This window comes from Bacteroides sp. AF39-16AC (genome assembly GCF_003602735.1).
Classification (GTDB): Bacteria; Bacteroidota; Bacteroidia; order Bacteroidales; family Bacteroidaceae; genus Bacteroides; species Bacteroides uniformis.
Window position 1 is genome coordinate 49,868 of record NZ_QTLN01000014.1, and the last position, 13,517, is coordinate 63,384.

At 43.6% G+C, this 13,517-nt stretch carries 14 protein-coding genes; 7 read left to right on the plus strand and 7 right to left on the minus strand.

Annotation, left to right across the window (positions count from 1 at the left end; all coding sequences use genetic code 11):
- The 6 genes from DW039_RS12710 to DW039_RS12735 form a co-directional block, all read right to left on the minus strand.
- Entirely contained in the window at nucleotides 1–453 is a 453-nt protein-coding gene (locus DW039_RS12710) for a hypothetical protein (protein WP_165853113.1), read from the minus strand.
- Between the two features lie 233 nt (nucleotides 454–686).
- Complete coding sequence (locus DW039_RS12715) at nucleotides 687–1,574, minus strand: toprim domain-containing protein (protein ID WP_007901068.1); 888 nt, start codon at nucleotides 1,572–1,574, stop codon at nucleotides 687–689.
- A gap of 106 nt (nucleotides 1,575–1,680) precedes the next feature.
- Nucleotides 1,681–2,787: an AAA family ATPase gene (locus DW039_RS12720; RefSeq protein WP_004310190.1), complete on the minus strand. Its 1,107-nt coding sequence runs from the start codon at nucleotides 2,785–2,787 to the stop codon at nucleotides 1,681–1,683.
- Nucleotides 2,765–3,163 carry a helix-turn-helix domain-containing protein gene (locus DW039_RS12725; protein WP_118356353.1) on the minus strand — a complete coding sequence of 133 codons (399 nt, stop codon included), beginning with the start codon at nucleotides 3,161–3,163 and terminating at the stop codon, nucleotides 2,765–2,767. Before DW039_RS12725 ends, DW039_RS12720 begins: the two co-directional genes overlap by 23 nt.
- Before the next feature lie 176 nt (nucleotides 3,164–3,339).
- The gene (locus tag DW039_RS12730) at nucleotides 3,340–4,113 is read right to left on the minus strand and encodes a hypothetical protein (protein WP_118356352.1); all 774 of its coding nucleotides are present in this window, start codon (nucleotides 4,111–4,113) and stop codon (nucleotides 3,340–3,342) included.
- 133 nt (nucleotides 4,114–4,246) lie between these two features.
- Nucleotides 4,247–5,377, minus strand: a complete 1,131-nt coding sequence (locus DW039_RS12735; RefSeq protein WP_005777415.1) for a site-specific integrase — start codon at nucleotides 5,375–5,377, stop codon at nucleotides 4,247–4,249.
- Nucleotides 5,378–5,630: 253 nt separating this feature from the next.
- Here DW039_RS12735 and DW039_RS12740 point away from each other — a divergent pair, with 253 nt between their 5' ends.
- From DW039_RS12740 to DW039_RS12770, 7 genes are all read left to right on the plus strand, one after another.
- Nucleotides 5,631–6,677 (plus strand): DUF5119 domain-containing protein, encoded by a 1,047-nt coding sequence (locus DW039_RS12740; RefSeq protein WP_227224231.1) that lies wholly within the window; start codon nucleotides 5,631–5,633, stop codon nucleotides 6,675–6,677.
- A 37-nt stretch (nucleotides 6,678–6,714) separates the two neighbouring features.
- On the plus strand, nucleotides 6,715–7,854 hold the full coding sequence (locus tag DW039_RS12745) for a fimbrillin family protein (protein ID WP_120381997.1): 1,140 nt from the start codon (nucleotides 6,715–6,717) through the stop codon (nucleotides 7,852–7,854).
- An 11-nt stretch (nucleotides 7,855–7,865) separates the two neighbouring features.
- Nucleotides 7,866–8,939 (plus strand): fimbrillin family protein, encoded by a 1,074-nt coding sequence (locus DW039_RS12750; protein WP_008663454.1) that lies wholly within the window; start codon nucleotides 7,866–7,868, stop codon nucleotides 8,937–8,939.
- Nucleotides 8,940–8,998: 59 nt separating this feature from the next.
- Nucleotides 8,999–10,741 (plus strand): fimbrillin family protein, encoded by a 1,743-nt coding sequence (locus DW039_RS12755; protein ID WP_008663455.1) that lies wholly within the window; start codon nucleotides 8,999–9,001, stop codon nucleotides 10,739–10,741.
- A 143-nt stretch (nucleotides 10,742–10,884) separates the two neighbouring features.
- Complete coding sequence (locus DW039_RS12760; RefSeq protein ID WP_005836934.1) at nucleotides 10,885–11,082, plus strand: hypothetical protein; 198 nt, start codon at nucleotides 10,885–10,887, stop codon at nucleotides 11,080–11,082.
- On the plus strand, nucleotides 11,082–11,675 hold the full coding sequence (locus DW039_RS12765; protein ID WP_005829300.1) for a zeta toxin family protein: 594 nt from the start codon (nucleotides 11,082–11,084) through the stop codon (nucleotides 11,673–11,675). The genes DW039_RS12760 and DW039_RS12765 overlap by 1 nt, the downstream gene beginning before the upstream one ends.
- Before the next feature lie 3 nt (nucleotides 11,676–11,678).
- Nucleotides 11,679–12,251, plus strand: a complete 573-nt coding sequence (locus DW039_RS12770) for a cob(I)yrinic acid a,c-diamide adenosyltransferase (protein ID WP_008663456.1) — start codon at nucleotides 11,679–11,681, stop codon at nucleotides 12,249–12,251.
- A 31-nt stretch (nucleotides 12,252–12,282) separates the two neighbouring features.
- On the opposite strand, the gene pncB is transcribed toward DW039_RS12770, so the two are convergent.
- Nucleotides 12,283–13,467 carry a nicotinate phosphoribosyltransferase gene (gene pncB / locus DW039_RS12775; protein WP_005829296.1) on the minus strand — a complete coding sequence of 395 codons (1,185 nt, stop codon included), beginning with the start codon at nucleotides 13,465–13,467 and terminating at the stop codon, nucleotides 12,283–12,285.
- Between the last annotated feature and the right edge of the window lie 50 nt (nucleotides 13,468–13,517).

The following is a 13,517-nucleotide window of genomic DNA, read 5'->3' on the forward strand; positions in this document are numbered from 1 at the left end:
TTACAATCGGTCTTTGAGAGGTTTCCATACCAGTTTCGGACGGTTGCCCGTCTTTCCTTTGGCAAGCATCGCTTTGTATAGTTCGTCTGCCGTGTATGCGTCCGACAGGTAGGTCTCGGTTTCTTCCATCTGTTCCTCCGCTTGGGCTTTCAGGCGTTTTAGCTTCTCCGCCACGGCTATCTCGCCATTATTGTCTGCGGTTTCCGTCTCCTGTGGTGCAGGCGAAGCGGTAGGGGCAATATCTGTTTCATATTTCTCATTACCCACATTGAATCCCGTATCGCTCTCCGTCACGTACACACTCTGCTCATCTTCTGGCGCACCGAGGTCAAATACCTCTTCTTCCGGCTTGCCATTTCCTTTTTTTCCATAAAGGTCCTGCACGATGATAACTGCATAATAGACGAGATAGGCAACCGTCAGGACAATGGTGAAAATAAAATATGATTTCATATATTTTTGTATAATATGATTTTTATATTTGGTTGTGTGTGCAAAATAAGAATGGATAATTTGAAAGATAAAATTATTGATTATAAAACGTATCGTTTCAATATAATATTTTTTCAAAATCCAAAAATCATATTTCAAAATCATATTCAAATATGATTTTGGATAAGAAAACAGGAAAAGTAGGGATATAAAAAAGCCCTCCGTGATGAAGGAGGGCTTAGGGAGCGGGTTGTTCATTGTTTCTTCCCACGTAAGTAGTCGTTCAGGTCTTTGTAACCGGCATAACAGTTTGATTCGTTATAGACGCATCTGCCATACATCCCGGCTATGGTTTCTACTGTCTTTTGTCCGGCAAGGTCATTGTCAAGGTAACAGTGAATATACGTGTATTTTTGCAAATACGTCAATGTCCTTTTCAGATTACTGACCGAGTTCATAACAAGGTAGTCACAGGGAGCATTAATGCAAATGGCACTATCGTCCGTCTGTTTTAGGGTTAGATAGGACAGAAAGTCCATGAATCCTTCAAATAGGCAGACACGGCTCTGTGCCTCACCACGCGATTGGGGTATCAAGGAAATGTCCTTGTTCTTGATACATCCTTTGTAATAAGGGTTTCGTACCTCGTATCCACCGGATATATTGCCAAAGGCCAGTGCAAAGTAACGTCTCTGGCGCAGTTCGTAATGGACTTCCTTGCAGAACATTCGTCCGATATCCGAATCAATCATACGTGAATGGAGATATGAGAGCAGTGCGTGGTGTCGCAGCGGCACGATAATCAAATTCTTCATGTCGGCTTCCACTGGTCGAGAGGTTGCGGGCAACGCCCGGGTTCTCGGCAGCGACACACCATTGACATACCGTTTGATGTATGCTAATGCTTCACTCACACTTTTAGTTCCGCAAAGGTACTTACCCAGTTCCACAAGGTCGCCTCCGGTGGCCTCGCCAAAATCATACCATTCATTCAGCCGGTCATTGACTTTGAACGATGGCGTCACCTCTTTCCTGAGAGGCGAAAGATACCAATATTGCTCTGATTTCATATACTGCGCACGGTGGCCGAGCTGGGCCAAAAAGTCCACGATACGCACTCGTTTTGCTTCGTCTATGGTCATATTAAATTTCTTTTCACTTGTTTGTACAAAAGCGGTTTAGTTTAGTTTGCGCCCCTATATATATAAATACTAAATTAAACTGAATTATATAGGCCCGCGCCCGCTCTCATTCTTCATCGAAAAGCATGGTTTCTGCCTGTGTCATGTCATAATAAAAAAGTTTATCTCGTTTGATAACCAGTTTTAAGGTGTCAGTCAGATATTGCAGCAGTTTGACCATTACGTTTCTCCCACGCTTAAACCCGATTGCCTCGTAAGCAGTCATCATGGCTTGCAGCATATTTTCAAACCCACGGATGGGTTTGTCTCCAAATGCAGCGGAAAGGGCTTCACGGTGCTGTTCGATGCTTAGTTCCATAAAACCCGTCCGCTGTTTCGGTTTCTGATGTGGGGCATTCTCAAACAAATGCCCTTCTGCGAGAACCGGGAGCCCGCCCTCATTGACAGTGAAAGCAAAAGGTTTAAACTCTTTCTCACGGATGTGTAACGCATGAACTTCGCTGACGTTGGGACAATCGTTGTTTTTGCTGATGACCAGTACAGTCTCCGCCTTGTTGCTCATTTCCGTACCGATATGCCCGCGCACATTGTTATCTCCTTTATTCAAATGTAGCACACAGTGGATATGCAGGTCATACTTTGATGACCATTCCATCATCTTGTTAATGACTTCCACGGACTCACCGGTACTGTTTATGTCAAGCATCAGGTCACGGATACCGTCGATGATAACAAGTCCGTATCCTTTTCTTTGACGTAAGGCGTAGTCGATGACCCCAATGCGTATTGCCGGAGAGTATTCGCGCAAGCAAATAAAGTCGAGGTTTTCACTGTCGGTTGTAGTGGGCAGTCCGGCAAGCCGCAAGATGCGTTCCAGTACATTGTGACAATGGAAGCGGCTCTGCTCCGTGTCCACGTACAGAATCTTGCGTTTACCTTCCGGGAGGTGCGCCCGGTAGTTCAGCACTTGTTTCCCTGCCAGCGATGCAGCGACAATGGCCGAAACGTTAAATGTTTTTTTTGATTTCGCCTTGCCGGTTGATGCGCTGAAGTTGCCGAGCGTAGCAATGGTCGAGTTGTCTATCCAGATAATCTGTGGCGGCGTTTCATAGGTATCCGTCGCCCGAATCTGCGAGGCGGAGAGGATATCCGATAAGAAATCCTCCTCCGGCCTCATATCCACATTATATTCAGTTCTTCTTTCGTTTTCCATGGCGTCTTTGATTAAAGAAAGGTTGTGTGGCAGCGGCCTCGTTTGCCATACGTGCTGCTTCATCTACGGTTGGTTCATAATTCTGCAAAAGCCATTCGTCCAGATCTTCTTTGGCGAAATATATCATTTTGCCACGTGGCTTGTAGTGCGGAATCTCCTTGCCTGATGTTAGCTTGTACAGCATACTCTCGGATATTCCGATATACATACAAGCCTCTTGGAAGGTAAACACCTGTTTGGTGGTATATATATTTTTTTCCAGCAATGCGATGCGTTCCAACAGACTTTCTATCGGATCTAATTTCTTTAGGATGACTTCGACGCTTGTAAGCCGTTCACTCAGCCGTTCCATGAATGTCAATCTATTATTTTGCATAAATGAGTTATTATAAATTTAGACAATGAAGTATATCCTCCGTTATGTAGCGCGCTAACGGAGGTCAAAGATAGGGCAACCCAAAAGGTCAGCGTGAGTTTGTACCGTGATAGTAACCACGTATCACGGCAACTGTCACGCTTTTACCTTTCACATACTTCGCTTATTGGCACTTCTTACCACTCTCTCAGTTCATCAATGGCTCGTCTGATACCGTAACCTGTTGATGTCATGTTGTTACGTAAGGCAGACAGAGCGGATGAAAGGCTTGAAGCTGAAACGAATCCTTTTCCATCCTTGGTTTGCAAGAACCGCCCATTACTGAGAACGGACTGCCATTTGGCTTGGATAAACGAGTGCTCAAGGAGTGTATCAAACAGGATGGCCACATGGCGGATATTGTTTACACGAATACAGAATCCTTCTTTGCAGGAAAGCAGGGCTTCCATATCTTCAACGTGTAGGGTAGAAACGCAAAACAGATGATAAGCATTGGCACAAGCTGTAATACCTATCATCTGTTTACGAGTGAGATTGCATCCAAAAGAAAGAGGATAAATTCTTGTCGGTCCATCTTTGCAGCACGTGACGGACTGTGATGGTGGCACAAACGTATCATACGTTCGTTTCAGTTCCATACACTTCTCGAACGAGAAGTCTGCTTCGGTAAAAAATGCTCGGATAAGATGGGAGCAATCGTTTAATAGCCCCTTGACGATATGAATGTTCATTTCATGGCAGTTCCGGCAGACCGCATGGTCACAGTTGATATACCGGTGGCTGTTTACGAAATCCTCCACGTAACGGTAGTACTGCTTATTGCCCGTCACGACATCACGGAGATACATTGTTTTTGCTTCAACGAGCAATGCGAATAATTCTTTCGCTACATCCTGTTCTGCAACAAAATGGTGCAGATGTTTTTTCCCTCCAAAAAGAGAGAGGGCCATTGTTAGGTCTTTTCATGATGAAATATTTTAAATTGGATTTATATGATATATTATAAGAGTGTTGCTCCCGAAAGAGAATCCTGTCGGAACAACACCCTTATAAGTGATTACATATCTGATGTTCATTGCATTGTCAATCGAATAAACCGTTGGTCAGATTTACTGCATCGTCTTTTTTCTTATTGACGATTTTGGCATACACTTGGGTCATCTTTACAGATGTATGACCGAGCAATTTAGATACAGTGTACAAATCGGCCCCCAATGTCAGCATCATTGTGGCGAACGTGTGGCGGGCGGTATGAAAGGTGAATCGCTTGGAAATTCCGGCGGCTTTGGCCCACGGTTTGATAAGTTGGTTGATACCTGAAGGCAAATCGAACACATGGTCGTCTGCTGTCTTGTCCCCACGTTCCGGCATCCACTTCAACGCTTCATTGGAGAGCGGAAGGTAAATCGGTTCTTTCGTCTTCTGCATGGCTACTGCCAAGCGGTATTGGCCGTTGTCAATAAACACATCTTTCCATTGCAATCCGATAATGTCACTGATACGTAGTCCACAGAAGCAGGAGAACAGGTAGGCACTTTTTACCCCTTCGTTCTGCATTGGTGTAGCGATTAATGATCTCACTTCTTCAATAGTCATATACGAACGCACACTTTCCGGCATCTTGGGCTTCTCCGATTTTTCCATTTCGTTGAATGGATTCTTTAAGATCCGTTTCGCACGGACAGCGGCATTTAACGCACCGTTGAAAATCTGGTAATAGGTATTACGCGTAGAAGCCGAGATGGGTTTTCCTTTGGGACGGTAGTTTGTCAGCATATAGTCGATATAGCCGTGGCAAAAAGTGAGGTCAATCTGATTTAATGTGAATCTTTCTCCTGCATACTCTTTCAAGATACCGGTAACAGATTTTATCTGGCCTATGTTTTTCTTACCACGTTTCTTCTGTTCCTCTTTATAGAGTTGCATCCAGTCCAGCAGATAAACCTTATCCTTGTGATTCATGATACCGGCTTCACCACTTGTCAACTCTATGATACGCTTCGATTTGATTGCATTTGCGGCAGCCATTGTCGTTTCGTTCTGTTGGCGGGCATTACGATCCGTTTCCGGAATAAGATACATTTTCAAATACTCGTATGTCCGCTTACCATTTCGGTATATATCCAGATACAAACTCTTGCTGCCATTGGCCAACTCCTTCGTCCGAAGACGAATCGGCTCCTTTACTTTTATTGGCTTTCTGGTCCTTGGCATATTTGTGTCCTTTTATTCGTTATTTCCTATCACAAAGGTACAAATAAAAAACGAAATCAAGAAACAAACAAGAAACAAAAATGTACCTAAAAAGAGCAAAGCAACTGAAAACGTAGAAAACAACTGAAAATAAAAACTCGTATATAAATTATTGATATATAGATGATTTATCTATATTTATTTGGAACTTGTTTTCATTTTATATATGTCTTTATGATTATTGGTAAGTAACGGCTTGACAAAGCAAATTATAATGATACTTATAAAAATAAAACACTTGCTTTTTGCATCGGGAAACATGCTGCTATTGTGGGTGTTTTACAACTTCACCTTCTTCATGTTGGTCGCTTGTAGTCACCGTGAGCAGGTTTACTCCCTTGAAACTGAAATCATGATCAGTGCCGATTGGAGTCGGTCGGGATTGAATGAGAAGGAACAGGATTATGGTGCCACCACTGTATTCTATCCTACAGACGGCAGTAGTCCCATTATGGTACTGATGGGCGACCGAACGTATAAGACTGTGTATCTGAAAGAAGGACGTTATGACGTTGTTCTCTTTAACCGTTCATTTGACGATTTTGGTAACCTGGGCTTTAGGGGAGAAGATGCCTACCGGACGTTGGAGGCACATGCCACAAATGTGGTGACAAAGAATGTCCCTTCCACGGAGATAATCATTATGGATAGTCCCGACGAACTTGCAGCCGATTGTATGGAAAGTTTTGAAGTGACTCCGGGCATGTCGGGAAACTATTCATCGGGCATGACTAACTGGGGGAGCAAAAAGATTGACGGTAGTAAAAATGGTTGCCAGCTCTGTTTCCTTCCCCAAAAACTGACTCAAAAGATAACAGTTAAAATCCGTATTAAAGGAATGAACAATATACGTAATGCCACTTGTAAATTGGATGGTATTGCAGAATCTGTGTTTCTCGCTTCGGGACAGATTTCAGAAAAGACTGTGGCGCAGGAGTTTTGTCTCGGTAATCCCGTTTATAATTCCGGATCGGCGACGGACGGAACACTAAGCGCCTCTATCAGCGTGTTTGGTTTTGATACGGAGATTTCACATAACCTGCATTTGAGAGCAGAATTGGTGGACGGGAAAACCACATTTGAAGAAAGTTTTGATGATCTGAAAATAAGCCAGTTGGAAGAAGGAGATGGAAGAATGAGCATTTTCATCGACATGACGTGCGAAAAAAAAGTACCGAATGTGAAAGTTGAAGGAAGTTCGGGTTTTGACGCCAACGTGGATGACTGGGAGGATGAAGTGAACAGTGATATAGATATTTGAGGACATAATTAATATTAATTGAAAAAATGAATAGAAGATGGGAACGAAAAGTTTATTGATGGCAATGGCAGCGCTGACGATAGCCGGTTGCTCGCAAAATGAAGTTACGGAGATAAATCCGGATGCAGACCGGACAATCGGTTTGGATGTATATACGGGAGTACAGACCAGAGGAACGGAAACCACTACGTCCACGCTGAAAGAAGCGGATGCCGGTTTCGGTATTTTTGCCTATAAAACAAGCAAGGAAGGATGGGATAGTGAGAAAGCGAGTACAACACCCGATTTTATGTATAATGAACATGTTACATGGACTTCCGGTAGTTGGGGGTATGCTTCTCTGCGTTTTTGGCCGACGAATGATGATAAAATAACTTTCTTCGCTTATGCACCTTATGAATCCAATCCGGGAGAGGGAACAGACCAAAAAATAATTTTATCGGCACAAAGTGATAAAGAGGCTCCTAAAATCACCTTTGAAGTAAAAACTTCAAATAATTGGAAAGATATGGTGGATTTAGTAACGGATTGCCGTACTGCCATAAAAGACTTGACTTCTGAGAGCAATGTCGGTAACAAAGGAACAGTCCAGTTTAAATTCAGCCATGTGCTTACCCAAATAGCCAATGTCAAGGTGAAGCCGGACGTGAATCTGGGCGCTGAAACAAGAATCTTTGTAACAGGATTAAAACTGTCTCCGGGAAGTGGAATACTTTACAACAAAGCGGTTTATGATTTCGGTACTGATGCTTGGAATGCCATCTCACCTTCCGCATCCTATTTTTCGGCTGAGCAAGACCTTAGTGAGTTTGTGAATAGAACAGGCATTGACCAATGGGGGTATAAGAAGAGTGCTGTCGACGTGAGTAGTAATACCGATGCAACAGCTTTGTTCTCAGAAAAGGAAGCTCTTTATTTCATTCCTGTGAATAACCAAAACGGTACAGCCAAGGAAGGGGATTTGAGCCTAAAGATTAGTTATGATGTTGTGACAAAGGTGAATGATAGTAGTAATCTGACAAGTACTGTGACGGATAAAGAAGTCAAATTGCCGCAAGGAACTTTTAAAAAAGGGACACAGCATACTTACGTGTTGACCATCAAGATGAATGCTATCAGTATTGCTGTTGATGACAATATGACGGGATGGACCAGTAATGGGGAAAGTAACATTTAGGTAGAAGGAGTATGAAAGGAAAAGCAGAAGATATAGGGATGAAGCGGTTGTGTAGCATCCTCCTTGCATTACTTTTGTTGTTGGGAGCATGCAGTGGGGAAGAAAGTAAGAACGGACTTCCGCAGGAGAATCTTCCTATCGGCTTTTCTGGAGTTATTACAATGACGAGGGGAACCGGGAAATTTGCCACTGCCGGTGAACTTAAGAATGTGGGAGTGTTTGCATATTTTACACATGGAAAATTCAACGAGAATACTGCCATACCGAATTTTATGTATAACCAGCTTGTGGAAAAACAACTGGATGAGGGAACATGGTCTTATAGTCCGGTCAAGTTCTGGCCGGACAATTCCACCACGGATAAAATCAGTTTCTTTGCTTATGCCCCTTACGTGAATGAAGTGGAAAATGGTTACCTCTCTTTTCAGAATGAAGGAACGGCAAGCGGATTTCCGGTGTTGGGGTATACCGTTCCGATAGCTGTAAATAATCAGATAGATTTTCTTGCCGCAACTCCGGTAATGAATCAAAGCAATGGTAATGTAACTTTCAAACTGCACCATACACTGACCAAGGTCAATGTCTATATAAAAAGTAATGATAATACGGAGGGAAAGTCAGTAACTTCCTTCTCGATTACGGGAATGAAGAGTGGATTGCTTACCTATTATAATCCTACAGCAGATAGTGACATAGGCTGGAAGTGGACATATCCATCGGCTGATGAAAAGGAAAACTTTACCACCGGTATAATAAGTTTTCCGGTACCGGATACAATTATAGAAGAAAAGAAACTGCTTGCAACCTTCTTTCTGCTTCCTGCCGGGGCAGGAAGTAAGTTCAATATTTCTTATCAATATACGGCCAAAGATAGTAATAATGCTCTTGTTGTTCAAACTGTCAGTATGGAAAACCTGTTTTTACCTCTGACTGACAATTGGGCTTTGGGAAGGGCTGTCAGCTATACTATAGGTATAGCAAGAAAGGCAATTACTGTGATGCCGGAGAACGGCCCCGTATCATGGGAAGAGAATACTGAAACCGAGACCGTTATTGGAACGGAAGCAAAACAAGAAACTGATTGACCTGACGGGGTAATTCTGGACTTCGCAAAAAGATGCCAATCTGTTTAAAGTAAGATAATATGAAAAGATATATGAAATTTTTCACTGGAATAGTATTTGGGGGCATCCTTTTAGTGTGTAGTGCATGCACTGACGAATACGAAGCAAACAATGGAGGTATGAAGGAGTGCTGTGAGGGAGTACCCTTTACAGTTCGGGCTATAGTCGCTGATTTTGAAGAGCTCTCCAATGCAGGAAAGTCCTCTACACGTACCTCTGTAAGGGACGAACATTTTAAAATGGAGTTTGTCGATGGTGATTCGATTGGTGTTTTTGCCATAAAGGACGGTGCTATAATGGATAATATTGATAATGCCAAATTGGTTTACAATATGTCAAGCGGCAGTTGGAATCCGGTGGGAAATGGTACACTTTATTGGTATGATGGAGTGAGTTATGTCGCTTACTATCCATATAGGAAGAATATCACAATAGATCTCTCAAAAGGTATGGACGGAGCCATTGCTTCACTGACCGGGAATGAAAAACTGCAACCTGCGAAGGACCAGTCCACAACAGAAAAGCATATTGCCAGCGATTTGTTGGTTGCCACCGGCGTACCTGCTATTGACAATTCTTCCGGAATAATCCTGAACTTGCTGTTTCAACACCAGTTTGCATTGCTTGTATTGCAACCGCAAGTATACGTAGGTTGTTTTGCACCAGAAAAAGCAGGCTTTGTTTACCATAGGGAATCGAGGGTTTTAGGAACAGACTCGGCGGCTATTAATGTGAGTCTGAACGGTATTACTCCATATCAGATAGATTCTTTGAAATATTGTGCCATTGTTCCGCCGCAAGCAAATGCACGGGTTACCGGAAACTATATGACTACCGATGGCAGAGATGATACGAATGTAAAGATAAATTATTCGGGCAGCTCCATCAGTTTTACTTCTGGAAAATGCTATACCTTGAAGGTTATTAGTCCCGTACCCGGTAAAGGAAGTATAGAAAGAAAGCTTTATCCCGGGGATTTTGTCTTTCAGAACGAAATCGATAAAAGAATAGAAGTACATCCCGGAAACGGGAAGTTGGAAGAAGATGGGAAAATCTATGATTATGAAAATGCTATCGGAATGGTAATTACTTGCGATCCGGAAAGGATGACAGACGAGAGGTGTAATAAAAAAGGATGGAATCATGCCTATGTGATGATGTTGGATAGTTTGAAAGAAGGGAATTGGGGACCGATGGATTTAATCGAAGCGGATATTGATACAATATCAATAGCTGATGTGAAGTCAAAGCATGATTTTAGCAGAATTAAGAATAACATGAACGGGTACTCTGAAACTTTACAAATGCTGGCAAATCATGAGGGTGATGCATCTTTTGTAAGCGACTGTCGTGCTTTTTATCTGGTGAAAACTTACAATAACAGCAATAAGGTGCCGGATGGGATCGAACGTAGTCCGTGGTTTCTGCCAAGCATAGGGCAATGGTTTGATGTATTGGTGAATATTTGTGGAAGATCTCCGGAAAACTTCCAGCACAATACCGGTAATGGTTTACAAGATGAAAAGTGGGGACAGGAAACGTTAGATAAATTAGAAGGACAGTTATCCAAAGTTGGTAAATCGTTACCGCAGTTTAACGTGAACTACAGACTTGGTTTCAGTTGCAGTTCTCAATATGATAAAGATAGAAGCTGGATGCTTCTCTGGCATATTGATGATCCCTTATATAAGTGGGAAAGGGTTTGCTTACAAGGATATAATAAGACTTCTGCATGGCATGTCCGGCCGTTTTTTGCATTTTAATCATTCCTTGATTAAAAATAGTCCTAATCTAAGTTTGAATTCATTATGAAAAAGTCCGGATAGCGCATTGATATTTTATGTAATTTCGTTTGTGTTCTCGAAATAGTGGAGTATCTTTGTTTTCATTTAAATATATTATGATTATGAAACTGAATACTTATCGCTTGTCTTCTTTGGAAGACCCTACTGATGAACAACTGCATGCTTTGATGGAACAAGTGGCTGTTGCGGCCCGTGAAAGTTCTCGCAAGGCAAAAAGAGAATTGGAGCGGAGAATGCAAGAGGTGAGAGAAAAATTGAAAGCATATAGAGCTAAAAATGTAAGTGATATATCCATGTGATGAACGAAAAAAATCCGACACTTTGTATAGTAGCTGGTCCGAATGGTTCGGGTAAAACTTCTACGACAGTGCAACTGCTTCATAATGAATGGGCAGAAAATAGCCTTTACATTAATCCTGATAATATAGCGCAAGAACAATATGGTGATTGGAATTCTCCCGTTGCAGTATTGAAGGCAGCAGAATTGGCGACTAAAATGCGTTATGAGTGTTTAAGGAAAAGGCAAGATTTTGTATTTGAAACAGTCTTTTCCTCAGACGAAAAACTTGCATTTGTTGAAGAAGCAAAAAAAGCAGGATTTTTTATTCGCATTTTTTTTGTCTGTACAAATAATCCTGAGATAAATGTACGGCGTATTACACAGCGCTATTTGAATGGAGGGCATGAAGTTCCCATTTCCAAAATTATTTCCCGTTATTATAAATCGTTATTGAATATAGGCAAAGCAATATCCTTGGTTGATAGGGTATATGTCTACGATAATTCAATAGAAAATCAAATTCCTCGATTATTGTTCCGCACTGTAAACGGGACCCTCTTCAAACAATATGTAGAGGAAATCCCGCAGTGGGCACAGTTCCTTATCAAATAGAGAATGAAAAGAGTCTATACCAAAACTGGAGACAAAGGAACAACGGGTATTCATGGTGGCGCGCGTGTGCCGAAAGATGACATCCGTATCGAGGCAAACGGATGCCTTGATGAATTGAATGCCGTGATTGGTATCGTGCGCTCCATGCTGGCGGCAGAAGATGGATGGCAGGAGTTGCTGCATGCTGTCCAGCGGGAACTGATGGTGGTGATGAGCCATGTGGCCACTCCCTCGGGAGTGGTGAACCCTAATCCGCTTTCTGCCGCAGAGCTCACGCTGCGCTGTGAGCAGGAGATGGATGCCATGACCGTCCTGCTGATGACGGACAACGGCTACTTCCTTTTGCCTGGTGGCACTCCCATATCAGCCCAACTGCAGTTTGCCCGTACCGTGGCCCGCCGTGCCGAACGCCGTTTGTGGACACTCCATCGCCAAGACCCTGTGAACGAGGATATTCTGCGCTTCATCAACCGCCTTTCGGACTTGTTCTTCGTCATGGCCCGCATGGAGATGCAGCGGCAGGACTGGCCGGAGGAGAAATGGCAAGAGTTTGCCTACAAAAGGAAAAGACTGTAAGCACTTATCGCTAACCGCCGGGAAGCTGTTTTCAGCATAGGGGTTCTATTTGCTGTCCGAGCCTTAAATCATACAGACATGCCCGTACTTCCGCTTCGCTGCCGATATGCTTTCCTGCATCGTCGGACAGCTTCACGCATTCGCGCCATTCCTGGTTGACGTTCATCTTGCATTGCGTCAGTTTCATTACGATGTTGGAGGGCTTGAATCCGGTATCATTCGTCAGATTGGTGCCGATGCCGAAGGAACAGCGGATTTTGCCCCTGCAATGCTCCTGGATGTCGAGTGCCTTGCCAAAATCGAGCGCATTGCTGAAGACGATGGTTTTAGTGGTAGGGTCGATGCCCAGTTCGCGGTAGCGGGCAACGAGCTTGTCGGTGAAATCGAATTCATCGCCGGAGTCGCAGCGTACACCGTCGAATAGTTTGGCCTGCTTGCGGCTCAGGTTACTTAAGAAAATGCCGGAGGTATAGGTATCGGACAGTGCGATGCCCAAGTCACCGTCGTACACGTTCACCCAGTTTTCCAAGGCCATGTAGTTGGCGTGTTTGTAGCCGAACTGTGCGCCGTGGAACATGAACCATTCATGCGGATGCGTCCCCATAGGCTTCATGCCGTATTTCATGGCGAAGTGGCAGTTGGAAGTCCCGGTACAGTATTCGGCGGCTTCCTTCAGACGGTCTATGACTTTGTCCTGTACCTCGAACGAGAAGCGTCTCCGGGTGCCGAACTCTGAAAAATACAGCTGGTGTCGGTTGGAGAGTGCCACCTTTTCGGACAGTTTGCAGAGTATGCCGTCCATGTCGGCCACGTTTCCCAAAGAACGGTTCTTTATTTCGGATACGATAGAAAGCAGGGGGACTTCGTAAAGGGTGGCCTTGTACAGATAGTCCGTGATTTCAATGTTCAGGTGCCGGTCCTCGTCCAGATGGATGCTTACCTTCTCCGGCTGGAAGCGGAAGGAGGAGAGCCACTCCCAATAGACCCTCGGCAGGAAACGGCAGTGGCGGGTCATGTATTCCAGCTCTTCGGCAGTAAGTACGGTCTGTGCCAGGCTGTCCACCGCCTCTTGCAGTTCCTTCAGAAACGTGTCCGTATAGGCGGTGTCGTCTCTGTCCTTGAAGCTGAAAGTGCCCATGGCATAGGGAAACAATTTGATGTAGGCATACGAGGTGGTGAATTTGTAAAGGTCTGTATCGAGTATGGTATGAATCATGGCAAAATATTCTTTAGTTATGATGTTCGATTTTGGGGATGAAGATAGTG

Excerpts from the sequence above, each read along its gene's own strand:
- DW039_RS12755 (WP_008663455.1), top strand. The coding sequence starts at position 8,999 with ATGAAAAGATATATGAAATTTTTCACTGGAATAGTATTTGGGGGCATC.
- DW039_RS12750 (WP_008663454.1), top strand. The coding sequence starts at position 7,866 with ATGAAAGGAAAAGCAGAAGATATAGGGATGAAGCGGTTGTGTAGCATC.
- DW039_RS12760 (WP_005836934.1), top strand. The coding sequence starts at position 10,885 with ATGAAACTGAATACTTATCGCTTGTCTTCTTTGGAAGACCCTACTGAT.
- DW039_RS12730 (WP_118356352.1), bottom strand. The coding sequence starts at position 4,113 with ATGGCCCTCTCTCTTTTTGGAGGGAAAAAACATCTGCACCATTTTGTT.
- DW039_RS12720 (WP_004310190.1), bottom strand. The coding sequence starts at position 2,787 with ATGGAAAACGAAAGAAGAACTGAATATAATGTGGATATGAGGCCGGAG.
- DW039_RS12745 (WP_120381997.1), top strand. The coding sequence starts at position 6,715 with ATGGGAACGAAAAGTTTATTGATGGCAATGGCAGCGCTGACGATAGCC.
- DW039_RS12765 (WP_005829300.1), top strand. The coding sequence starts at position 11,082 with ATGAACGAAAAAAATCCGACACTTTGTATAGTAGCTGGTCCGAATGGT.
- DW039_RS12710 (WP_165853113.1), bottom strand. The coding sequence starts at position 453 with ATGAAATCATATTTTATTTTCACCATTGTCCTGACGGTTGCCTATCTC.
- DW039_RS12740 (WP_227224231.1), top strand. The coding sequence starts at position 5,631 with ATGATACTTATAAAAATAAAACACTTGCTTTTTGCATCGGGAAACATG.
- DW039_RS12770 (WP_008663456.1), top strand. The coding sequence starts at position 11,679 with ATGAAAAGAGTCTATACCAAAACTGGAGACAAAGGAACAACGGGTATT.
- pncB (WP_005829296.1), bottom strand. The coding sequence starts at position 13,467 with ATGATTCATACCATACTCGATACAGACCTTTACAAATTCACCACCTCG.
- DW039_RS12725 (WP_118356353.1), bottom strand. The coding sequence starts at position 3,163 with ATGCAAAATAATAGATTGACATTCATGGAACGGCTGAGTGAACGGCTT.
- DW039_RS12735 (WP_005777415.1), bottom strand. The coding sequence starts at position 5,377 with ATGCCAAGGACCAGAAAGCCAATAAAAGTAAAGGAGCCGATTCGTCTT.
- DW039_RS12715 (WP_007901068.1), bottom strand. The coding sequence starts at position 1,574 with ATGACCATAGACGAAGCAAAACGAGTGCGTATCGTGGACTTTTTGGCC.